The sequence below is a fragment of the Mycolicibacterium chlorophenolicum genome, assembly GCF_001044235.1.
Classification (GTDB): Bacteria; Actinomycetota; Actinomycetes; order Mycobacteriales; family Mycobacteriaceae; genus Mycobacterium; species Mycobacterium chlorophenolicum.
The window spans coordinates 182103-203835 of sequence record NZ_JYNL01000001.1 but is presented as its reverse complement, the minus strand read 5'-3'; the positions used below and the strand labels follow the sequence as shown (position 1 = coordinate 203835).

The window sequence follows — 21733 nt, the reverse complement described above, 5'->3', positions numbered from 1 at the left end:
CGAAACAGGGGACGAAGAATTTCGGCCTACACTCGGCGGCATGCCCGTACCGGACAAGCCCCGACCTGGACAGGAGTCGGTGTGGGACTATCCCCGTCCCCCACGACTCGAGGAGTTCGCCGGGTCGATCACCGTCGAATTGGGCGGTCAGGTGATCGCGTCCACCGACCGCGCCTGGCGGGTGCTCGAGACCAGCCATCCCCCCACCTACTACCTGCCGGCCGAGAGCTTCGGAGACGGCGTGCTGCGTCCCGCCGACGGCGCGTCCTGGTGCGAATGGAAAGGGCAGGCAAGCTATTTCGACCTGGTGACGCCGACGGTCGTCGCGCCGCGGGCGGCGTGGACCTACCGCTCACCGACGCGCGGGTTCACCGCGATCGCCGGGGCGGTGGCCGTGATGGCCGCCGCAGTGGACCGCTGCACCGTCAACGGCGAGGACGTCGTGCCGCAACCGGGCGGGTTCTACGGCGGCTGGATCAACAGCTGGATCGCCGGACCCTTCAAAGGGGTGCCGGGCTCCATGGGCTGGTGAGCCGCGCTCAGCAGCCGAGGTGGAGAGCCGCGGCGGCGACGATGTCGTTGCCGGTGGCCAGCGCGATACCCATCTCCCGGTAGAGGGTCTGAACCGCGACGGGCGCGGGCTGGCCGGAGTCGAGGATCGCGCACGAGATCGAGCCGGCGTTCAGCAGCTGCTCGCGGCTCAGCGACGTGTACACGGGTTCCAACCCGTCGAGGAACGCGGCGGTGTCGGCGCCGGCGGGCGGCGCCAGCGTCAGCAGTGCGGCCACGGCGGTCACTCCGCACAGACCCGTACGCGTCATCACCGATCGGTTCACATCCAGCCCCCTGTCGTCGCTGACATCCTAGGACGGTCGGCCGGTGCCCGGATGACGAACGCGCCCTTCGTCAGTCCGCGAGCCAACCGTACTGGCGACCGCAGTCGGTGCATTCGACGTCGAGGAACCAGCGGCTGACCCGGTCGGACCCGGCCGACCAGGTGGGCTGTGACGACACCACCGGTGACGTTCGGCCGCATTTCCCACAACTGGCCTCGATCGGAGCGGTCACCCCTCGAACGTAACCGCGATCGACGGCCTTGGCCACCATCTACCCTCAGCGGGGTGGGTCGCCCCGCCACGAAAAGCTGTTGACGTATTTGCCCATGTCGAGGGCGAGTTGGACGTTGGCGCCCGAGGGCTTGCCGGGGCCGAAGTCCGGCCCGAACTGGTGATAGGGGCCGACGACCGAGGCGACCAGGGCCAGATCGTTCTTGACCGCCACCATCACGATGACGCGCATCCGGGAGTAGCTACTCGTGCCGCCCTGCGGGTAGTAGTCGATCGCCTCGCCGTAGCCGGGCTGGTAGCCCACCATCGCGTTGGGGATCTCGTAGGCCGTGCGGGGATCCGGTACGTGGGCGCCCACCAGGTCGGTGGCGATCTGGCGCGCATCCCTGCCGCGAGCGGGTTCGCTGAACAGGCGCATCGTCCCGCCCTCCCCACCGGTGAACTCCGCGGTGACCCCGGCGTCCTCCGTGGCGATGCGGTACGCCGCGCCGGAGGCGGGATAGGAGACCGAGAAGGATCCGTCGGGGGCGGTGAAGCGCGGATTGATCGCGACGGGCGTGCCGGTGGGCGGCCGGCCGCAGTCCGGCGGGCACACGTAGCGCACCGGCGCCGGGGTGGTCTTCGCCGAGATGGCGGCGAGCACGGCGCCGACGATGATGACTGGTATGAGCCACAGCAGCAACACCTTTCGATGCGAGCTGCGGCGGATGGACGTCGCCTCGTAGCGCTTCCCGCTGACCGCGTAGCCGGGAAAGAACGTGGTGGTGGTCAACGCACGTCGCCGTCGCCGTCAGCGTCGACGGGTTGGGGGCGCGCGGTACGGCGCAGGGCGCGGGAGGACCGCGACGACGCCCGCGCCGCGACTCCGCAGCCCGGGCAGAACGCCATGTCGGGCACCACGTGGCCGCAGTTCTGACAGAGCACGGGTTCGTCGGCGGCGATCTCGTCGTGCGCCTCGTGCAGCAGCGCCAGGTGCAGGCTGACCCGCAGCAGCAGCACGGCCACCGCCGCGACGGCCGTGTACAGCGCCAGCATCAGCCACTGGTGCGAGCGGGAGACGTCGACCAGCCCCAGCGCGATGCTCAGCAGCAGGATCGCCACGGCGAAGAACACCAGGATCGCGCGGGCGACAACGGGGCGCTGATGCTTCTTGCTCTCCGGGCGCACGAACCACAGTGCGGCGCCGATCAGTCCACCCGTCGCGGCGGAGATCAACGGCACCGCGACACCGCGGATGCCCGCTTCGACGACGTAGAAGCTCAGCGGCGCGGTGGCGACGAGCCCGGTGTCGAGCTGGGGCACCAGCCTGGTCATCATCGCCGCCGCGGTGAACATCAGCGCACCCAGCGCACCGATCATGAAGCCTTCCAACGACTCCCGAGAGGGTGGTCCGATCAGGCGGATGACGACGACGGGAGCCAGCATCAGCACCGCGCCGGCCAGCGGGATCGCGACGCCCTCCATCAGCATCTGCTGGGTGGTCATCCCGACGCCGAGCGCGAACCCGGAGGACCGGTCGAACGCGGCACCACTGAACAGCGCGAAACCGATTCCGAGACCGATGCCCAACACCGCGGTCAGCGCCAGCACGCGGGGCGGCAGGTCACGGAACGCGTCGGCCTCGCGCAGATAGATCAGGAACAGGGTGGGCAGGCCGAGGACACCGACGGCGATCAGCGCCGCCGGCATGCGCAGCAGCGCGAAGGCCACCAGCGACACCACCATGGCGCCCAGCGCCACGCGGAACGCGCCGCGATGCGTCAGTTGCGGGAACAGCGAGCTGACCAGTGACGGCGACAGCACGCTCTCACCCGGCGCGGCCCCGAAGTTGCGGATCCGCAACCAGTCCGGGCCCTCGAACTTGCGGGGAGTCAGATGGCATCCGCACAGTCCGCAGAACGTGCCCGCGGGAACGTCGACGCGGCAGATCCGGCACTCGGTGGTGGGCGGTTGTTCGTCGTCGCTCATGAGGTCTCCCGTTGCAGATCCGCGACGTCGCGGACCAGGTTGCCGACCCGGGGGGTGCCCAGACCGGTGACGAGGTCGTAGCCCGGCGCGGCGTTGTCGACGGCATTGCCGCCCAGGGTCACATCGCGAAACGCCGGCAGGCGTGCCCCCGCGGCGATGCGATAGAGCAGCGGATTGAGGTCGCCGAGGCGTCGGCCCCCGGTGGAGAGCAGGTAGTCGTTCATCACTGCTGCGAAGCCCGCCCAGATCGGGGCGGCCTGCGACGTGCCGCCGCCGATGGTCGGCTGGCCGTCGAGGATGAAGCTCACCCCGGTGAACGGGTCGGCGACCGCGGCCACGTCCGGGGTCAGCCGCCGTCCGGTGTTGCGGTCGGCGGCGACGGTGCCGGAGGCGGCGCCCTGCCACCCGGGCAGATCGAAGAGCTCCGACACTCCCCCGCTGGTGCCCAGCGACAGCGGGATGTCGTACCACGTCTGCTCGCCGAGCCAGCCACCGCGGGCGTCGGTCGACAGGGTCGTCCCGCCCACGTTGACCATTTCCGGAAGGGAGGCAACCGAATTCAGCCCGACATTGTCGGCCGCCGGCGCCGACGACCAGTCGTCGCCGCTCTTGCATTCCAGCCCGGCCAGGTCGCCGTTGGCCATGAACGCCGTCGTGCCGCGGGCCGCGGCCGCGGTCAGGGCCGACCGCGCGGGCGCGAGATCGGTTGCGGTGAGCAGCTTGTCGCAACCCCAGCTGATCGAGAAGCTCCACACCGCGCCGGGGAACTGCCGGTCGACGTCCTCCATCATCTGGCCGATCTTGACGTAGGCGCCGTCACCCTCGACCGTCGGGCGCGCGTTGACCACCACCTTCTGCGCATCGGGCGCGATCGCGTGCACGATCGACAGGTCCATCGTCGTCTCCGCACTCGATGGACCGGGCGATCCGCCGATCACCGTCGGAGTGAACCGCGGCAACGCGTATCGGGTCGCGAACGCGTCGAGGTCTGCCTGATCGAAGCCGCCGAACGCGAAGATCGCGATCGTCTGCCCCTTACCGGTGTACCCGTCGCCGAACAGACCGTCGGCCTCGTACGTGGTGCGCAACGCGGCGGGCGTCAGCCCGAATTCGGGGACGTCGAGCGGCAACTGCCGCGGCTGTGAGGTGCGGTAAGGCGTGTATCCCAGGATCCGGCCGACGCCGCTGACCTCCCCGGCCAGCGCGTCGGGGACCGCGGGTTGGTGGCGGGACGCGTAGAACACCCGACCGTGGCGTTCGCGGAAGTCGTGGACGTCGACGCCGAAAGCGCGCGCCACCGTCTGCGCGCCGCCCTCGACGACCGCCCACTGCTGTCCCGGACGCCACCGCACCGCCAGCGACCGGCTGCCGGCCCAGCTCTGCAGGGTGCGCGGTGGGCCGCCGTCGCGCAGCTCGACGATGAGTTGTGCGGTGCGGTCGTGCGACGGCCCGAGATCGACCGAATGCGCCAGCAGCGCGGCATAGGGCCCGCCGATCAGCTCGCCGGGCCCGCCGCGCAGGGAACCCGGCGCCGGCCCGACACTGGCGGTGAGCAGCACGAGGACGCTCACCACCAGTGCCGCGAGACCGGCGTGCCGTTCAGTGACGATGGGTCACCACGGTCACTGTGGCGCGCGGGGCGCCCCCGGGTTCCTGCCGTTGTCTCCCGCGTTGGGCGGGATCGAGGTGAAGGGGTTGCCACCGGCGGTCCGGGGCGCGTTCTCCGTCGGCGCGGCCGGCGGGGGCGGCGGCGGAGCCGCCGGCGTGGTCGCGGTCGTCGTCGTGGTCGTCGTTGTCGTCGTGGTGGAGGTCTCCGGCGCGTTGCTCTCGTTCGAGCTACACCCCACAGCCAGCCACGCCATCGCCGAGAGGGCGATACCGCCGGCAACCAGCGACAGGCGACTGGTCGGTGATCTCATACTGTTCCCCATCTGTTCGTCGAGCCGCGAGCGTTCCCGGTTTTCCCGGGTAGCGACTAGATCTTGACATTCCGCCGTCGTCTCGACCAGCGCAAGAGAGTATCTTGCCCCGGTTCTGCCAGTCGGCGCACTGTAGAACGCCGACGACGCAGAGAAATATGCCGTGACGTCACGTGGTGGAGTGTCGGCAGGGCCGCCCGGCGTTACAGTCGTTCCGCGATTCGCCGCCGGGGCCGTCGCCGGTGACCTATACAGAAGGTCATGACAGGGGCGTCGTGCATCGGTCGCGTCGGGGGGCTCGCCGTGGCCCTGGGCATCGGCCTGGCGGTGAGCAGTGGTCTGGCGGTGGCCTCCGCGGACACCGGTGCCGACTCGAGCCAGGCGTCAGGGGCGGCGGAGCGCGACACCGCGCGGCCCTTCGCGCGGATCGCGAACCGGAACCGACACGAGACCCGGGCCACCGAGGGCGCCGAACCGGCGCGCCAGCCCGGACGACGGGCGCGCGTGAGCGTCGACGACGACCCCACCGGAGCGGAGACGGAGCCGCCGGCCCGCCGGACCCCGAAGCGGCCGGAGGGCGCCGGCCCCGCCGCCTGGCTGACGGCCGCGGCGGCCCGTCGTGAGCTCGGCACGGACGCCGAGCCGGACTCGCCGGTTCGCACTCATGCCGACCCGGTCGACGCGGTGGTCTTCACCCCGATCCACACGCTGGCGCAGGCGTGGATCACCAGCGACGTCGGGCTCGTCGTCGACACCTCCATCAACAGGGTGTTCCGCTCGTACGTGATCGGCAACGGAACGGCCGGCACCGCCGACCATCCCGACGGCGGTGACGGCGGCTGGCTGCTCGGCGACGGCGGCGCGGGATGGAACAGCACCATCGCGGGTGTCTCGGGCGGACGAGGCGGCAGCGCCGGAGGGTTCGGTGTCGGCGGGCGGGGCGGTGAGGGCGGCGCAGGTGCCGACGGAGGGGCCGGCGGGTCGGGCGGCACCGTGATGGGGGTCGGCGGGGCCGGTGGACGCGGCGGACAGGGCAGCGACGCACTCGCCGGTGGTGCCGGCGGGTCGGGCGGCGCCGGGCGCGGCTTCCTGCTGGGCATCGGCGGAGTGGGTGGCGACGGCGGCGCCGGTTCGGGATTGCCCGCCCTCGGCGGCGCGGGCGGTACCGCCGGACGGGTCGGCAGCCACGGCGCGGTCGGGCGACCGGGCGGGGCCCTCACGACTCCGACGCGCGGGACGTTACCGCCGCTGGGCACCACCGGCACCTGGGTGACCAACGGCGACGGCCAGGTCGTCCTGCTGCACGGCCTCAACGAGGTGTACAAGATCGCGCCGTACACCCCGGCGGCCAGCGGGTTCGGTGACGACGACGCCGCGTTCCTGGCGGCCAACGGGTTCAACGTGGTTCGCCTCGGCGTCATCTGGAGCGCCATCGAGCCCGAGCCCGGCGTCTACGACGCCGCCTACCTCGACTCGATCGAGCAGACCGTGCAGACGCTGGCCGCCCACGGAATCCACACCGTCCTCGACATGCATCAGGACAACTACAGCGAGGCGTTCCAAGGTGAGGGCGCGCCGGACTGGGCGACGCAGGACGGCGGACTGCCCAATCCGAGCAACGGCTTCCCGGGCAACTACTTCACCAATCCCGCCCAGTGGAATGCCTGGGACATGTTCTGGGACAACGCGTCCGCGCCCGACGGGCGGGGCCTGTCGGATCACTTCGCGCTGACGTGGCAGCAGGTCGCGGCCCGGTTCAGCGGCAACACCGACGTCGTCGGATACGAGATCATCAACGAGCCGTGGCCGGGCAGCCAGTGGCTGCGCGCCGCGCTCGGCAACGATTTCTTCGGCCGCCAGCAGCTGACCCCGCTGTACAACCAGGTGATCGCCGCCATCCGCTCCGTCGACCCGACCACGACCGTGTACGTCGAACCACCGAACCCGGGCGTCTCGGAGATCCCGATGGTCTTGTCACTGCACGTCAGCCTGGGACCCGTCGACGACCCCAACACCGTGCTGTCCTATCACGGGTACTGCGGCGGGCTGACGCCGATCTGCGGGTTCATCGCGAACCGGATGGGGACCGCGGCCCAGCGCTACGCCAAGCGACACGACATGCCCGCGCTGCTCACCGAATTCGGCGCCACCGACGACCTGACGATCCTGGCCCATGAGATGGCGGGTGCGCAGGACAGGCTGCTGGGCTGGATCGAGTGGGCCTACAGCGGGGTCGGCGACGTCACCGGCTCCCCCGACACCGAGTGGCTGGTCCGCGATCCGGCGCTGCCGCCGGCGGGCGACAACGTCGACTCCGCGAAACTCGCGCTGCTGGCACAGCCCTACCCCCAGGTGATCTCGGGAGTTCCTCAGTCGTGGTCGTTCACCGACGACACGATGACGCTGCGCTACAGCACCCGGAAGGCCGATGGCACAGGCGATTTCGTGGCAGGTTCGCAGACCGTCATCGCCGTTCCCCAGATCGCTTTCCTTGCAGGCTATTCCGTGGCGGTCACGGGAGGGCATGTCGTCTCGGCACCCGGGGCGCCGGTGCTGCTCATCGCGTCCGATGCCGGCGCGAAGAGCGTCGAGGTGGTCGTGACCGGGGTCGCCGCCCGCACCCCTGCGGGCACGGGCGGCAACGTGGTCGGCTGATCCTCTACAGCTGGCCGAGGATCTGGTTGAGCAGGTTGACGATGTTCTGCAGGATTCCGCTGAGGATCCCGTCAGGACCGGCCAGTGCACAGAGCAGCTGGCCCAGCAGGCCGTCGGCCGGGATCGCCGTGATCTCCAGATGCACCTGGTTCAGCTGCACCCGCAGGCCCAGCAGGTTCAGGTCCAGCGGCCCCAGCACCAGGTCGAGCACCGAGCAGCTGGCCTGCTGGCTGGCGAACTGGACGCCACCCTGGCCGGGCGTGGACGAGGAGGGCTGCGCCTGCGCCGCGGGCGGGAAGTTGATCGCCGAGACCGGCATAGCGAAGGTCGAGATGTTCACGTCCTGCGCGGCGCCGGGAGCGCCCGAAGGCTGACCCCCGCCCGGCTTGACCAGCTTCCCGATCAGCTGACCGGTCAGGGCCACACCCGTGTTGGACGAGGTCGCGCCGTTCTCGTCGGATGCCGCCGGGCCGTCCTGCTTGGTGACCTCTTTCGCGGCGGTCGCCACGAACTGGCCGTTGAACTTCACTCCGTCCGGACCGGTGCCCTGCACCTGGACGACGTTCTTCTTGCCCACGCCGGGTGGTTGGGCGGATGCGGTGCTGCCGGTGACCAGACCGACCAATGCGATCATCGCGACGCTGACTGCCAGGGCGAGCAGTCGGGTTAAGCGTGACGTCATGGATGTGCTCCTTGTTTGTGGTGCAGGAAAGCAGCGATCCGGCCCCCGACATATCGGCCAGCGCGTCAACCCGGGAGGACAGGATCTGCCTGCCTGACGCGAATACGCCACTGCTCCCGGGGATTCGATAGCCCTGGACGCCGGCAGCTAAACGGTTCCGGCACTGGTTCTTTCGGATTCAGCAAACGAAGCGGCCGGAACGACGACGCGCCGGCTTCGCCCGCCAGGGTGTCCCAGATATGGGACACCCTGGTGATTAGTGGCAAACGTGGCGCGGTAGGGGCGGCAGGCTAAGTAACTGAACTGACGCCGGCGGTGATTTGTGTATTTGCGGATGCAAATACCTCGAGAAGTCGACTGAATGTGCAGTCATCCGTGCAGTGAAGGACGGTAAAGAAGCTCTTGGATGTGACCATCGAGCGTTCGGCTGGCGACCAGCTCGAGATCGAAGTCGGCCGCACCCTCGAAGATGGGCGCGTCGCCCGTGCGCCCGGTGATCACCGGAAACAGGGTCACCTGCAGGACATCCACGAGACCGGCCGCCATCAACGCCCGATTCATCGAGAGACTGCCGTGGGAACGCAGCGGGACGTCGGACTGCCGTTTGAGCCTGGCGACCACCTCCACCGCGTCACCGCTGTCGACGGTGGCATCCGGCCAGTCCGCGGGCCCGTTCAGCGTGCTCGACATCACCGTGGCCGGCAGTTCCCTCATCCGGGCCACCCAGGGGTCCCGCACGTCGGACCCCTCGGTGCTCTTGGCCAGCATCTGCGCGAACAGTCGGTAGGTGTTCGCACCGAACACCATCCGTTGGTCGGCGTCGTACAGCTCGAGACGACGGTCGAGCAACTCCGGGCCCTGCTTGCCCCAGTAGCCACCCCAGTCGCCGCCGTTGACGCTGCCGAAGCCGTCGAGGCTGGAGAAAACGTCGAACGTGTAGGTCGCTGCCATCGGCTCTCCTCTATCGGGTCTCACTGCTCAGACCGGACGACGTCGCTCAACTCATCGCAGCGGCGAGCAGCCCGAACCGGTCAGCAGATAGGCCGGTTCGAGGGTGGCCGGATCGGAGCGCACCAGGTCGACCATCGCCGCACCCGCGATCTGCGGAGTGATCAGAGGTCCCAGATCGCGGGTGAATTCGTCCTCTGACCGGCCGCCGGCTTGCGCGTACGCCCGGATCCCCGCCCTCCCCACCTCGCCGTGGGGCGTCATCCGCGGCATGACCGTGGTGATGGAGATCTTCAAACCGTCTGTGTCCGAGAGTTGTTGGCTGTACTGGGCGATGAACCATTGGGTGGCCTTGGCGCCCGCATACCCTCCGCTGAGCGGAGACCCGTTCAGCGCTGCCCCGCTGCTGAACAGGACGATTCGGCTGCCCGGAGCCAAGGGTGCGGCCAGCGCCGCGCGCAGCCAGGCGAAAGCGATCCTGACGTCGGAATGCCAGTTGGCCGAGAACGTCTCCCACGTGAGGTGGTGCAGGTCCCCCATCACCGGGGCGGCGCCGGCGACCAGGACCAGCACCTGCGGCCGATACCGGTCGATCAGCCGGCTCGCCGTGTCTTCCTCGACGGCGTCCGCGACCTCGATGCCGATACCCCGATGAGCGGCCGCGAGCTCGGCCAACGGCGCCGCGCGGCGGGCGACGGCGACCACGTCGGCACCCGCCGCGCGGAACGCGATCGCGATCCCTCGACCCAGGCCGCGGCTCGCGCCGACGACCAGAGTGCTTGTTCCTGACATCTCGTTCATCTCTGCCTCCGTGGTGTTGTACGCCGTCACACAGGTAGACGCGGTGCGACCGGCACATCGGGCGGTCGGAGAGCGACCAGTTTCCGCCTCCACAGACGTCAGTACTTGGGAGACGCCGCGACAGGCGGCGAGGCGACAAAGGTGGACGGTGATGCCGGATGACGACCGAGTTGATCGCACGGGCGCGGGTCGGGGACGGCGAGGCGTTCCGGACGGTGATCGAGCCCTACCACCGGGAACTGTTGGTGCACTGTTACCGGATGATGGGCTCGCTGCCCGACGCGGAGGACATGGTGCAGAACACGCTGCTGGCAGCGTGGCAGCATCTCGACGGTTTCGAGGAGCGGGCGTCGATCCGCACGTGGCTGCACCGTATCGCCACCAACGTATGTCTCAGTGCGCTCCGCTCCGCGCGACGGCGACCGGTCGTGCAGGTCGACGTGTCGGCTGCTGACCTTCCCCAGCCCACACACCTGGGCGACATCGCGTGGTTGGAACCGATCCCCGATGCGCTGCTCCCGGACCCCGTCGCCGCCGGCCCCGAGGCGCGCTACGAGCAGCGGGAGGCCATTTCGCTCGCCTTCGTGACGGCGTTGCAGGTGCTGCCCGCCCGCCAGCGGGCGGTGCTGATCTTGCGGGAAGTCCTCGGATACCGGGCCGCCGAGGTGGCCGCCATGCTGAACGGCACCGTGGAGTCCGTCAACAGCGCACTGAAACGTGCCCGCGCCACGCTCGATTCCCGAAGGCCGACCGGTGACGTCCCTCCGGCACCGCATTCGGCGGCCGAGCGGGCCCTCGTCGAGAGGTTCGTGCACGCCTACCAGTCCGGTGACGTCGATGCGCTGGTCGGCCTGCTGACCGCCGACGTGCGGCTGACCATGCCGCCCGTTCCCCTCGAGTACCACGGCCGTCAGGCGGTTGAGCTGTTCTACCGCAGCGTGTTTCGGCATCGGCGCTACGCACTTGTCGCGACCCGCGCCAACGGTCAGCCAGCCTTCGGCGCCTATCTGCGTGCCGCCGACGAATCGATCGGCCACGCAGCGGGTCTGGTCGTCCTCGACCTGACCGGCGAGCGGATCAGCGCCGTCACCCGGTTCGACAACGACGTGATGGCGCGCTTCGGGCTGCCGCATTCGCTGCCGGTCTGACGGCAGGCAGAACCCGGCCGGGTGTCCTCCATACTGAGCGCGTGGACATCGCGCTGCTGGTCATCACCCTGATCCTCTCGGCGGGGCTGATCACGCTCGGCGTGCTGCTCACCGTTTCGCGGCGCCAGCTCGCCAATGCCCGGAAAGAGTTGCGGCACAAGCGTGACCGTCCGCCGGGCGACGGCCGGAGAAGGCGACCCGGAGTGGCACCGCTGGCGGTCAGGACCGTGACGCACACCCTGCGCAACGCCGACGCGCTGATCCGGCATGGCATCGTCGGCCCCGTCCGGAGCTCGGTCGACGAGCTCGCGGCGTGGGCGCGCGTCGAACGGCCGGACCTGGCCCGCATCACCTCCGACGGTCGCGTGGTGCTGGTCTTCTCCGATATCGAAGGTTCCACCCAACGCAACGAATCACTCGGGGACCGCGAATGGGTGAAGCTCCTCGAACGGCACAACGCGCTCATCCAGCGACAGGTCGCCGACCACCACGGTTACGTCGTCAAGAACCAGGGCGACGGCTTCATGATCGCCTTCGCCGATCCCGCCGACGCGGTGCGGTGCAGCATGGCGATACAGCGGACACTGCTCGCGGACCCCGCCCGCTACGACGGAATCCGGGTGCGGATCGGCATCCACGCCGGCACATCGGTCCGGCGCGGTGACGACCTGTTCGGCCGCAACGTCGCGATGGCGGCGCGGATCGCCGATCTCGCGGCCGGCGGCCAGATCCTCGTCAGCGACGAGCTACGCACCGCGGTCGGGGGCGCCAACATCGGATTCGACGAGCCCGTCGAGGTCGAGCTCAAGGGGCTCAGCGGCACGCAGTCGGTGTCTTCGGTCAGGCTGACGTCGCGAGACGCCGAGATCTGAAGCACCGCTATGGAACACTGTTGCCACGACGGAAGGACGTGGATGTCGGACTGGACGTGGAGAAGGGCCTTCGCCGCGCGTAAGGCAGCAGGCGTTGTTTCGATGGTGCTCGCGATCCTGGCAGTGGGCGCAGGAACCGCGGTCGCCCAGCCCGCCCCCGGTGCTCCCGCGGGACAGGACCCGACGCCGTTCGTCGGCGTGGCGCCCTTCGGACCGCCGAAAGTGGCCCCGGTCAACGGTTCTACCGTCGGTGTCGCCCAGCCGATCATCATCGACTTCCCCGGGCTCGTCGACAACTCCGTCGCCGCCGAAACCGCAATCCACGTCTCCTCGATCCCGCCGGTTCCCGGCAAGTTCTACTGGATGACGCCCACGCAGCTGCGATGGCGCCCGCTGGATTTCTGGCCCGCACACACCACGGTGACCGTCGATGCCGGTGGCGCGGTGTCCAGCTTCCAGACCGGCGACAGCCTCATTGCCACAGCAGACGACACGACCCACCAGCTGACCATCACCCGCAACGGAACCGTGGAGAAGACGATTCCGATGTCGATGGGCATGGCCGCCGGCGGCCACCAGACTCCGAACGGCACCTACTACGTCCAGGAGAAGATGCCATCGGTGGTGATGGATTCCTCGACCTACGGTGTGCCGGTCGACTCCACCTACGGATACAAGACGACCGTCGAGTTGGCCGTCCGCTTCGACGACAGCGGCGACTTCGTCCACAGCGCCCCGTGGTCGGTGGCCGACCAGGGCAAGCGGGACGTCAGCCACGGGTGCATCAACATCAGCCCGGCCAACGCCCAGTGGTTCTACGACAACTTCGGCGCCGGCGACCCGATCGTCGTGAAGAACTCCAGTGGCGGCACGTACTCGCGGCACGACGGCTCCAACGACTGGCAGCTGTAGCCCGGGATGAACGTCGAGGCCCTGCTGCAGGCGATCCCGCCGATCGCGGTGTATCTGCTGGTGGGCGGGGTCATCGGTATCGAGAGCCTCGGCATCCCCCTACCGGGCGAGATCGCACTGGTCAGTGCCGCGCTGCTGTCGTCGCGCCACACCCTCGACATCAGCCCGGTCGGCGTGGCGGCGGCCGCCGCCATCGGCGCGATCATCGGCGACACGATCGGATACTCGATCGGGCGCCGGTTCGGGATGTCGCTGTTCGAACGACTCGGCAACCGCTTCCCGAAACACTTCGGGCCCGGACATGTCGCGCTGGCCAAAGGACTGTTCGAACGGTGGGGCGTCTGGGCGGTGTTCTTCGGCCGGTTCATCGCGCTGCTGCGCATCTTCGCGGGCCCGCTGGCCGGTGCCATGCGGATGCGCTACCCCCGCTTCCTCGCCGCCAACGCCACCGGCGCCGTGGTGTGGGCCGGCGGCACCACCGCCGTCATCTACTACGCGGGCATCGCCGCCGAGCGCTGGCTCTCGAGGTTCTCCTGGATCGCCTTGGTGCTCGCCGTCGTGATCGGCATCGGCGCGACACTGCTGATGCGCGAACAGACGTCGCGGCTCATCGCCCAGTTGGAAGCCGAGAACGACTGGGAGACGCTACGACGGCACTGACGGGCGTTGTCCGCTGCGACGGCGTCGATCTGCTGTGTTACGAAGAGGAGGTGGATCAGCCCCCCTTCACCTGGCGCGGCACCCCGGTCAGCCGCCGCGCCCTGCTCGCCGGCGCCGGCGCGGTCGCCGCTTTCCTCGCCGTGGACCTCGGCGCCGTGGCCTATGCCAACAACTGGATGGGCGGGCGCTTCACCCGCCAGGCCATCATCGACCGGTTCCAAGCGCTGTCCGGTGTCCATCCCGGCTTCCGCCGCAACCACGCCAAGGGTGTCGCGGTGTCGGGGCGCTTCGAAAGTACCGGAGCCGCAGCTGAACTGACCGTCGCCACGGTGCTTGCGGCAGGTGTGTCGCCCGTTGTGGGCCGCTTCTCGCTCGGCGGCGGCAACCCCACGGTCGCCGACACACCGGGCGCGGTGCGCGGTTTCGGTGTGGCCATCGGCTTCCCCGGCCGAGATCAGTGGCGCAGCGCGATGATCAACCTGCCGGTGTTCCCGGTGAACAGTCCAGAAGCGTTCTACGACCAACTGCTGGCCTCGGCGCCGGACCCGGCGACGGGCAAGCCCGACCCCGCCGCGATGGCCGCGTTCCTCGCCAAGTATCCGGCGAGTAAGGCCGCCACCGCAGTGATCAAACAACACCCGCCAACACCGGGTTTCGCGGACAGCCCGTTCGGCGGCCTGAACACCTTCCACTTTGTCGACGACTCCGGAGTCAGGACCCCGGTGCGCTGGATGCTCGTCCCCCGCCAGCAGGCGCGGCCGCCGGCCGCCACCGGCCCCAACGGCCTCTTCGACGCGTTGATCCAGCAGGTGAAGGCCGGCCCGGTCGCCTGGGATCTGCGCGTGGTCGTCGGCACCGATCAGGATCCCGTCGACCCGACGCTGCCGTGGCCCGCGGACCGCCGCGCCGTCACCGCCGGCACCCTGGTGCTCGACACCATCGAGACCGAGTCACCGGGAAATGCACGGGACCTCAACTTTGATCCGCTCGCCCTGCCCCACGGCATGGAACCGTCCGACGACCCGATTCTCGGGGCGCGGTCGGCGGTGTACGCAGAGTCTTATCGGCTTCGCACCGGGGAACCGAAGTCGCCGTCGGCCGTGCAGGTGGACGAGGTCGCGTCGTGAGCGGCGGGCGCTTCCCCGTCCGGTCCCGGGTGCTGCACTGGATCACGGCGGTTCTCGTGTTCGCGGCGCTGCTCATCGGGTTCACGATGGTCAACGCGCTGGGCTCGTACGGCGTTCTCGTCGGTATCCACATGACGATCGGGGTAACGATCCTGGTGGTCATGATCGTGCGGCTGATCAACCGGTGGCGCTCGACGCCACCGCCGTGGCCGTCCACCGTCGGCAGAGTCGAGGGAAAGATCGTCTCCCTGTCGGAGCGAATGATTTACGCGCTGCTTCTCGCGCAACCACTCGTCGGCTGGGCGATGGTGTCGGCCGCCGGACGGCCGCCGGTGATCGCCGGGGGCCTGCACCTGCCGCGGATCGCCCCCTTCGACGCCGACGTGTATGCCGTTCTACGCCCGACACATTCGGTGCTGGCGTTCCTGCTCGTCGCCGTCATCGCCGCGCACGTGAGCGCGGTGCTGTTGCACACGCTCACGCTCCGCGACGGGATGCTGTCCCGGATGACGTTCGGCCGCTCCGCCGACCCGGCGGCGTCGTCTACTTCGGTGGCATCCTGATGCCGCCGTCGACGCGGACCACCTCGGCGTTCATGTAAGAGTTCGTGATCAGTTCGACGACCATGGATGCGAGCTCTTCGGGCTTGCCGAGCCGTCGCGGGTAGAGCACGGACTCGCCGAGCTTCGCCTTGAACGCCTCCGATTCCGGTCCCTCGCCGTAGATCGGCGTGTCGATCAGGCCGGGAGCGACGGTGTTGACCCGGATCCCGACAGCGGCGAGATCGCGCGCCACCGGCAGGGTCAGTCCCACCACGCCGCCCTTCGACGAGGAGTAGGCGGCCTGGCCGATCTGACCGTCGAAGGCTGCGACGCTGGTCATGTTGACGATCGCGCCGCGCTCACCGGACTCCGTGAGGTCGAGTCGGCTCATCGCCGTTGCCGCCAGCCGGATGCAGTCGAAGGTTCCGACAAGGTTGATCGCGAGCACCTTCTTGTAGGCGTCCAGGTTGTGCGCCGAGGAGAACTCGCCGTCCTTACCGATCGTCCTTTGCGCCCAACCGATTCCGGCAGAGTTGACCAGCGCGCGCAGGGGTCCGAGATCGATGGCGGTGTTCACCGCGTCTTCGATCTGCGATGTGTCGGTGACATCGACGCTGACGTAGACGCCGCCGATCTCGTGAGCCAGTTCCTGACCGCGTTCGGCCTGCAGGTCGGCGATGACGACCCGGGCACCCTGTGATGCCAGTAGCCGGGCGGTGGCGGCGCCGATACCCGAGGCTCCGCCGGTGACAATTGCGCTGGTTCCGTTGACGTCCACAGCGCGAGTGTAGGGGCAGGGTGTGGGGGGTTCGAACCCGACCAAGGGATCCTGTGATCGCGAGATCGGCCTGCTCTCGAAGATGATGCGCGACTGTCAGTTTTTTCGCGTGGGGGTTCGCCGTCGACGACGCAAGACGAACTGACGCAGGTCGCCGAAGTAGCGGGCCTCGGTCACGGGGGTATCCGGGCGAACGATCATGCCGCGGGCGACGAACTCGCCCACCACCGCGACGCCGGACACCTGGGCCAGCAGAAGCGAGACGAGCACCAACACCTGCACCGCGCCGGCTTGCGCGGCCGACCCCGTCGCCAACAACACCCCCACGAACGCACCGGGAAGCGTGACCAGTCCGGCGGTGCGCGCTTGATCGAGATTGGGCAGGAGAGCATCCGACAGGGGCCGCTCGATCACCATCATCCGCGAGAAGCGTTCCGGGAGGCCGAGACTGAGAGCGGCCTCGACCTCGCCGGCGCGCTGGCCCAATGCATCGAGTGCACGGCGCGCCGCAACGGCTGCGGCCGTCATGGTCCCGCCCAGCACGATGCCGAACACAGGGACCAGCGCGACGCCCTTCAGGGGCACGACGCCGGTCAGCAACAGCAGGGGCATCACTGCGAGCATTCCGGCGGCAAGGGCAACGGCCAGCCACGCCGCACCCCGGCGTGCCTCGCTGCGGCGCGCGGCGGTGATCGATGCCACGGTGAACATCACCGCCAGCACCAGGATCGATGACCACAAACGTTGCAACGCGATCGCCAAGACGGTCGCCACCGCGGCCAACTGGACGGACGCACGTATCGCAGCGACGGGTGCTGCAAAGGGCGATCCACTCAAGACGAATCGGTTCACGGCGGCGGCTGCGAGCGCCATGATCACGCACACGGCGACCAGCGTCGGGGTCAACACAGGTCCCGCAGCGGTCATCCGCTCAGTGTGAAGTAAGGGGGCGGGGCTCGAACCCGCGGCCAATGGATCGTGAGTCCGATTTCAGCCTTGCCGCGGGCTACCCAAACGGGTGCCGGCGTTCTCAATACGCCGTCAGTACGAGCTAGGTACGTGCCCGGTTAGCCCCCAGTCGGCGGGGCGAGACCGATGTCTGCAGACGTCTAGGGGGCAGCCTGCGGCGTGACGAGGAACTTCTCCCCCGTGGCCCGTTTCACGTATTCGTTGAACGCCTCGGGTTGGAGCATGCCGGCGAGAGACACCTCGCGGGTATAGCTGCTTGCGAAGGTCGTTGCAAGCTCGGCGGCCACCCGAGCGCGCAGCCGACCAATGGTCTCGGCGCCTGCGCTCGCCAGGAATGGCGTCAGCAGCCATCCGCCGATCCCCCAGGCCATACCGAAGTTCCTGGTCAGGATCGTCGGGCTGGTGTCGAGCCCGCCGTAGATGTACACCTGCTTGTGGACGTTCGACCCGTAGCGGGAGTACTCAGCCGCGGTCGCGCTGGCCGCCTCTTCCATCGCATTGAGGATCTGGCTGGCCAGGGTTCCGCCGCCGATGGCATCGAATGCAATGGTCGCCTCGGTCGCGGTGAGCGCCTCGACCAGATCGGACTCAAAGGACGGCGACGTGGAATTGAGGACGTGTTCTGCGCCGAGGGACTTCAGCAGTTCCTCTTGCTCGGGCTTGCGGACGATGTTGACCAGCGGGATGCCGTCTTTCTGGCAGAGCTTGACCAACATCTGCCCGAGGTTGGACGCGGCGGCGGTGTGCACGAGGGCTGAATGTCCTTCGCGGCGCATGGTTTCCGTCATGCCGAGTGCGGTCAGCGGGTTTACGAACGACGATGCCCCGTCGCGCGCGGTGGCGCCGTCGGGCAGAACAAGAGCCGCTCGTGCATCGACTGCGCGGTACTGGGAGTACATCGCACCGCCGGCGATGCCCACCGTTTTGCCGAGAAGAGCTTGGGCTGCGTCGGATGATCCGGCCGCGACGACAGTGCCCGCTCCCTCATTGCCAACGGGGAGGGATTGGTCGAGGCGCGCGGCGAAGGCGTTGACGGCGCCGTCTGGCAGCGGGGCGGTGACGACGGGGCGGTCGGGTGTGCCGCTCACCGTGGCTTTGGACATGTCGGCGCCGCCGACGAGAAGACCCAGGTCGGAGGGATTGATCGGCGAGGCCTCGATCCGTACCAGCACCTCGTTGTCGCCCGGGGTGGGTACGTCGACGTCCTGCAGCGAGAGTTCGAGGGTGCCCGCTGATGTCACCAGCGACCGCAGTTCGATGGCTGTGTCAGGCAGATCTGCGGCCATGGTCGTTGCCTCGTTCCAGATTGGGATTCATCTCAACGATAGGAACTCACGGCACCGAACGGAATGTTCCCGACGTTTCTCGAGGTCGATGATGTTCGGGCGGTTGTACGCCTTTGCCGCTTGACCCGCTTTCCGTGAGGGCAACATGAGGCCTCTGGGCGATGGTGTGGTTTCCGCACCGATCAGGGGCGTGACGTAACGGGGCGTAGAGCATCAACTGTCGTAATACACGCCAGAGGTAGGGATGTTGAGCTTCGGTTGATTCTTGACGGATGTGTGTCGCCTGCGAGATCGACAACCCATCGCTGATCACCGCTAACACAGCCTGATACCGCTGCTCAGCCACGCTCAACTCCCTCATCTAGGGAGTGTCAAGGATCAGCCGAAGCAACTGTCAAGCATCAGCCGAAACACTGTCAGCGATCACCCGAACGAGAAATGTCAGGCATCAGCCGACGCAATACACGCCAGAGGTAGGGCGGGCGGGACTCGAACCCGCGACCAATGGATTATGAGTCCACGGCTCTAACCGACTGAGCTACCGCCCCATCGCGACGTACGCGGCCACCATGGTCGCATACCCGGGGCGGGGCCGACGGACCGATCGTCCCCGAAACGACGACCGACGGTGCCCCTCCGGCCGACATCGGAGTTGTACCGAATCGGCTTTCGGACTACGGGCCGACGAGTCGATCCACCAGCAGCGCAACGCGTTCGGTGACGTGACCCGGCCGTAGCCGTCCGGCGCGGTCGAGGATCACCAGTCCGTGCAAGGACGACCAGAAAACCTCGGTGAGGGTGTCTGCGTCGTCGGCTCTCGCGACACGGCCCACGGCGTGACGCAGCCTGGCGAACGCTGCGTCCAATTGTTCCGGAGTGTCCGCAGTCGCGAACCGCAGCGTCGTCGATCGGGTGAACATCGCGTCGTAGACGGCGGGATTGGCCTGCGCGAACGCCAAATAGGCGTGGGCGACGCGCGCCAGCGCGTCTGAGGCTCCAGTGGTCACGTCGGCAGCGCCGATAGCCTCGGCGAGTTCACCGAAGCCGTCCACCGCGACGGCTTCGGCGATCTGTTCCATTCCTGCAAAGTGCTTGTACAAAACCGGTTGGCTGTACTCGATTTCGGAGGACAGGCGGCGAGTGGTGACGGCGTCCCAGCCCTCCTCCTCGGCGAGTCGGCGTGCCGTGGCGACGATCAGTGTGCGGCGCTCTGCTCGCTCTCGGTCGCGGCGGCGATCATTGGCCATGCCGCAGATTAGCATCGAAATTATTTCTAGCAGCGCTATTGCCACAATATCGAACAGGGGTTAGCGTTGCTAACACCTACCACGAACGGATAGATCATGACCCTCGAACTGGCCCGCTGGGCTGCTGCGATCGCCGTGCTGGGCACCGCTGTGGTGTACGGCACCGACGTGTTCTGCGCGATGGTGGTGCGAGCGGCACTTGCCGCCGTCAGCGACGACGCGCTCGTGGAGGTGATGGGTGGCATACACCGCTACGGAGACCGGCGCATGCCGGTGCCCGGAGTGCTGGGCATCGTCGCGGCAGGGATCAGCGCCGCCGTGGCAGCTGTGTCCGCCCACTGGGCGCAGGCGGTCGCCGCGGGTGTCGCCTTCGCCCTCCTGCTCGGCTGGCTGGGCATCTACGCGCGGGTGAGTGCGCCGATCAACAGTCAGCTGACCGCGGCGTCCACCGCCCTCACCTCACTGCCCCAGGCTCGCGCGCTGCAGGCCAAATGGGACAGCGTGATCGATCTGCGCGCAGCAGTACAAGGGCTGGCAGTGGCCGCTCTGTGCGTGGCCTTGGCGGTGTGATGTTCCAGCTCCGGATCTACACCCTGCGGACGCCCCGAGCCCTGCAGCAGTACGCCGCCGTGCACTGGGCCCGGCACGTCGTCACCTTCCCCTGTTTCGGAGTGCATACGCACGGCGTGTGGACGGAGTCCGACGGCGACGCGCACCGGCTCGTAGCCCTTATCAGCTTTCGGCGGGACGCCGACCCGGGCCGGATCACCGGGGAAGTCATGGCCAGCGCGGAGTTCGCCGCCGATATGGCCGGCTTCGACGCCGATGACATCGTCGCGGTGCAGACGATGCTGCTCGACCCCGCGACGTGCTCACCACTTCACTGACACGGCAGGGAGATACAGACATGCTCATCACCATCGGCTACATCCTCGCGGGACTCATCGCCGCGGCCATCATCGCCATCGGAGCGCGGTTCCTCGTCGCCCCACGGACCGCCGCCGCCGGGTACGGTGTCGCCCCCGACGTCGACATCGCGCAGATCCGCGCCTACCTCAGCGTCAAAGGGGTTCGCGACATCACCTCGGGACTGTTCGTCCTCATCCTGATGATCGCCGGCGCCACCCACCTCGTCGGCTGGGTCGTCCTGGCCGCCACCATCATTCCGATCGCAGATGCGGTCATCGTGCTGCGCAGCGGCGGCCCCAGGTCGATCGCCTACGGTGTGCACGGCACGACCGCCGTCGTCATGCTCCTGACATGCGCTCTGCTCCTGGCGTCTTGAAGTGGGGCCGGGGGGCGGTCAGGCGAAGACGGTCTGTCCCGCCTCGTCGACTTCGTAGCGCTCGGTGCCCTCGGCCACCCGCGGCGCGTCCGCGGCCAGCGAGACGGCGATCTTGTTGGCGGCGTTGCGCATGACGTCCAGTGTCAGCTCGAACGATTGCTTTTCCGAGAAGTGCTGGTGCACCCCGTCCACCACCGCGTCGTCGATCTGCGAGGGCGACCAGATCAGCGCGTCGACGTAGCGCAGCGCCGCCTTGTGGGCCTCCGACAGGTCCGGCGCTGTCTCGAAGTCCTCGATCTGGCGGTACAGGCTCTCCGAGCCGCCCGCATCGAGGGCGTGCGTTTCGCGCAGCGACTTGCACAGCCGGCAGTTGTGCGCGGCCGCTCCGCGCAGCCGCACCACCTCTGTCGTCACCGCATCCAGTTCGCGCAGCCGCGCCACCGCGGGCACGAACCCGCCGAGCAGCTGCTCCACCGGATCGCCGTCGGCGTCCCAGGCCACCTCGGACACCCAACCCGGCCTGCCATGGCCGAGCGCCTCACAGCCCGCCCACACCCGGGGCACGAAGTCGGCGACGAACACCGCGACCACCACGCGAAAGGCGTTGCCTCCGTAGGCTTCTGTGAGCCGCTGCCGCTGGTTGTCGCCGATCCCGGTGACGTCGGTGCAGAACTGCTCGGCGAACGCGGCCAGCACCAACTCCGCATCGGAGCGCCCGTCGGCGAGGTCGGCCGGCACCGGCAGCGGTGGCAGCGACAGCGCGCGCCCGCACGTCAACCGGATCAGGGTGTCGGCGCGGCTGTCCCCCGAGGACAGCGCGACGAGATCGGCCAGCCGTTCGGGCAGCGCGTGGTCGCTCACCCGAGT

The 21733-nt window shown here is 68.6% G+C and carries 25 protein-coding genes and 1 tRNA gene; 12 read left to right on the top strand and 14 right to left on the bottom strand.

The window, feature by feature from the left end; genetic code table 11:
• The first annotated feature begins 40 nt into the window (after window positions 1–40).
• Window positions 41–532: a DUF427 domain-containing protein gene (locus tag MCHLDSM_RS00920; RefSeq protein WP_048468426.1), complete on the top strand. Its 492-nt coding sequence runs from the start codon at window positions 41–43 to the stop codon at window positions 530–532.
• 7 nt (window positions 533–539) lie between these two features.
• Here the strand turns inward: MCHLDSM_RS00920 and MCHLDSM_RS00915 are convergent, their stop codons facing one another.
• The 5 genes from MCHLDSM_RS00915 to MCHLDSM_RS00900 all read right to left on the bottom strand — a co-directional run bounded on the left by MCHLDSM_RS00915 (window position 540) and on the right by MCHLDSM_RS00900 (window position 4591).
• Window positions 540–821 carry a DUF732 domain-containing protein gene (locus MCHLDSM_RS00915; protein WP_131722563.1) on the bottom strand — a complete coding sequence of 94 codons (282 nt, stop codon included), beginning with the start codon at window positions 819–821 and terminating at the stop codon, window positions 540–542.
• A gap of 85 nt (window positions 822–906) precedes the next feature.
• Entirely contained in the window at window positions 907–1107 is a 201-nt protein-coding gene (locus tag MCHLDSM_RS40635) for a DUF7160 family protein (protein WP_456320038.1), read from the bottom strand.
• Window positions 1108–1113: 6 nt separating this feature from the next.
• On the bottom strand, window positions 1114–1839 hold the full coding sequence (locus MCHLDSM_RS00910) for a hypothetical protein (protein ID WP_048468424.1): 726 nt from the start codon (window positions 1837–1839) through the stop codon (window positions 1114–1116).
• The gene (locus MCHLDSM_RS00905) at window positions 1836–3035 is read right to left on the bottom strand and encodes a zinc ribbon domain-containing protein (protein ID WP_048468423.1); all 1200 of its coding nucleotides are present in this window, start codon (window positions 3033–3035) and stop codon (window positions 1836–1838) included. The genes MCHLDSM_RS00910 and MCHLDSM_RS00905 overlap by 4 nt, the downstream gene beginning before the upstream one ends.
• Window positions 3032–4591, bottom strand: a complete 1560-nt coding sequence (locus tag MCHLDSM_RS00900) for a S53 family peptidase (RefSeq protein WP_048468467.1) — start codon at window positions 4589–4591, stop codon at window positions 3032–3034. The genes MCHLDSM_RS00905 and MCHLDSM_RS00900 overlap by 4 nt, the downstream gene beginning before the upstream one ends.
• Window positions 4592–4706: 115 nt before the next feature.
• Here MCHLDSM_RS00900 and MCHLDSM_RS37980 point away from each other — a divergent pair, with 115 nt between their 5' ends.
• Both MCHLDSM_RS37980 and MCHLDSM_RS40030 read left to right on the top strand, forming a co-directional pair.
• Entirely contained in the window at window positions 4707–5021 is a 315-nt protein-coding gene (locus MCHLDSM_RS37980; RefSeq protein ID WP_156090902.1) for a hypothetical protein, read from the top strand.
• Window positions 5022–5215: 194 nt separating this feature from the next.
• Window positions 5216–7609: a cellulase family glycosylhydrolase gene (locus tag MCHLDSM_RS40030; protein WP_048468421.1), complete on the top strand. Its 2394-nt coding sequence runs from the start codon at window positions 5216–5218 to the stop codon at window positions 7607–7609.
• Window positions 7610–7613: 4 nt separating this feature from the next.
• Here the strand turns inward: MCHLDSM_RS40030 and MCHLDSM_RS34805 are convergent, their stop codons facing one another.
• From MCHLDSM_RS34805 to MCHLDSM_RS00875, 3 genes are all read right to left on the bottom strand, one after another.
• Window positions 7614–8291: a hypothetical protein gene (locus MCHLDSM_RS34805; protein WP_131722562.1), complete on the bottom strand. Its 678-nt coding sequence runs from the start codon at window positions 8289–8291 to the stop codon at window positions 7614–7616.
• 369 nt (window positions 8292–8660) lie between these two features.
• Window positions 8661–9242 carry a dihydrofolate reductase family protein gene (locus tag MCHLDSM_RS00880; RefSeq protein WP_048468420.1) on the bottom strand — a complete coding sequence of 194 codons (582 nt, stop codon included), beginning with the start codon at window positions 9240–9242 and terminating at the stop codon, window positions 8661–8663.
• A gap of 51 nt (window positions 9243–9293) precedes the next feature.
• Window positions 9294–10040 carry an SDR family NAD(P)-dependent oxidoreductase gene (locus tag MCHLDSM_RS00875; protein WP_048468465.1) on the bottom strand — a complete coding sequence of 249 codons (747 nt, stop codon included), beginning with the start codon at window positions 10038–10040 and terminating at the stop codon, window positions 9294–9296.
• A 158-nt stretch (window positions 10041–10198) separates the two neighbouring features.
• Between MCHLDSM_RS00875 and MCHLDSM_RS00870 the strand changes: the two genes are divergently transcribed.
• From MCHLDSM_RS00870 to MCHLDSM_RS00845, 6 genes are read left to right on the top strand one after another with little or no spacing between them, the layout of a single operon-like run.
• On the top strand, window positions 10199–11188 hold the full coding sequence (locus MCHLDSM_RS00870; protein ID WP_048468419.1) for a sigma-70 family RNA polymerase sigma factor: 990 nt from the start codon (window positions 10199–10201) through the stop codon (window positions 11186–11188).
• A 41-nt stretch (window positions 11189–11229) separates the two neighbouring features.
• Window positions 11230–12060 (top strand): adenylate/guanylate cyclase domain-containing protein, encoded by an 831-nt coding sequence (locus tag MCHLDSM_RS00865; RefSeq protein ID WP_109788707.1) that lies wholly within the window; start codon window positions 11230–11232, stop codon window positions 12058–12060.
• 42 nt (window positions 12061–12102) lie between these two features.
• Entirely contained in the window at window positions 12103–12972 is an 870-nt protein-coding gene (locus tag MCHLDSM_RS00860; RefSeq protein ID WP_048468418.1) for a L,D-transpeptidase, read from the top strand.
• A 6-nt stretch (window positions 12973–12978) separates the two neighbouring features.
• Complete coding sequence (locus MCHLDSM_RS00855) at window positions 12979–13632, top strand: DedA family protein (protein WP_048468417.1); 654 nt, start codon at window positions 12979–12981, stop codon at window positions 13630–13632.
• A 50-nt stretch (window positions 13633–13682) separates the two neighbouring features.
• Complete coding sequence (locus tag MCHLDSM_RS00850; RefSeq protein ID WP_048468416.1) at window positions 13683–14759, top strand: catalase family peroxidase; 1077 nt, start codon at window positions 13683–13685, stop codon at window positions 14757–14759.
• Window positions 14756–15322, top strand: coding sequence for a cytochrome b (locus tag MCHLDSM_RS00845; protein ID WP_048468415.1), 567 nt, complete (start codon window positions 14756–14758; stop codon window positions 15320–15322). Before MCHLDSM_RS00850 ends, MCHLDSM_RS00845 begins: the two co-directional genes overlap by 4 nt.
• On the opposite strand, the gene MCHLDSM_RS00840 is transcribed toward MCHLDSM_RS00845, so the two are convergent.
• From MCHLDSM_RS00840 to MCHLDSM_RS00820, 5 genes are all read right to left on the bottom strand, one after another.
• Complete coding sequence (locus MCHLDSM_RS00840) at window positions 15303–16079, bottom strand: SDR family NAD(P)-dependent oxidoreductase (RefSeq protein WP_048468414.1); 777 nt, start codon at window positions 16077–16079, stop codon at window positions 15303–15305. The genes MCHLDSM_RS00845 and MCHLDSM_RS00840 overlap by 20 nt on opposite strands.
• A gap of 96 nt (window positions 16080–16175) precedes the next feature.
• Window positions 16176–17006 (bottom strand): ABC transporter permease, encoded by an 831-nt coding sequence (locus MCHLDSM_RS00835; RefSeq protein ID WP_082168616.1) that lies wholly within the window; start codon window positions 17004–17006, stop codon window positions 16176–16178.
• Between the two features lie 182 nt (window positions 17007–17188).
• Window positions 17189–18334 carry a zinc-binding dehydrogenase gene (locus tag MCHLDSM_RS00830; RefSeq protein ID WP_048468413.1) on the bottom strand — a complete coding sequence of 382 codons (1146 nt, stop codon included), beginning with the start codon at window positions 18332–18334 and terminating at the stop codon, window positions 17189–17191.
• Window positions 18335–18808: 474 nt separating this feature from the next.
• Window positions 18809–18882 (bottom strand) — tRNA-Ile (locus MCHLDSM_RS00825).
• A 126-nt stretch (window positions 18883–19008) separates the two neighbouring features.
• Complete coding sequence (locus MCHLDSM_RS00820) at window positions 19009–19581, bottom strand: TetR/AcrR family transcriptional regulator (protein WP_048468412.1); 573 nt, start codon at window positions 19579–19581, stop codon at window positions 19009–19011.
• A 96-nt stretch (window positions 19582–19677) separates the two neighbouring features.
• Between MCHLDSM_RS00820 and MCHLDSM_RS00815 the strand changes: the two genes are divergently transcribed.
• Genes MCHLDSM_RS00815 through MCHLDSM_RS00805 form a run of 3 tightly spaced genes read left to right on the top strand, consistent with a single transcriptional unit; the run spans window position 19678 to window position 20866 of the window.
• Window positions 19678–20151, top strand: a complete 474-nt coding sequence (locus MCHLDSM_RS00815; RefSeq protein WP_048468411.1) for a DUF1772 domain-containing protein — start codon at window positions 19678–19680, stop codon at window positions 20149–20151.
• Entirely contained in the window at window positions 20151–20468 is a 318-nt protein-coding gene (locus MCHLDSM_RS00810; protein WP_048468462.1) for an NIPSNAP family protein, read from the top strand. Before MCHLDSM_RS00815 ends, MCHLDSM_RS00810 begins: the two co-directional genes overlap by 1 nt.
• A gap of 20 nt (window positions 20469–20488) precedes the next feature.
• A complete protein-coding gene (locus MCHLDSM_RS00805) occupies window positions 20489–20866 on the top strand; it encodes a DUF4267 domain-containing protein (RefSeq protein WP_048468410.1) in 378 nt (125 codons plus the stop codon).
• A gap of 18 nt (window positions 20867–20884) precedes the next feature.
• On the opposite strand, the gene MCHLDSM_RS00800 is transcribed toward MCHLDSM_RS00805, so the two are convergent.
• Entirely contained in the window at window positions 20885–21727 is an 843-nt protein-coding gene (locus MCHLDSM_RS00800; protein WP_048468409.1) for a carboxymuconolactone decarboxylase family protein, read from the bottom strand.
• Between the last annotated feature and the right edge of the window lie 6 nt (window positions 21728–21733).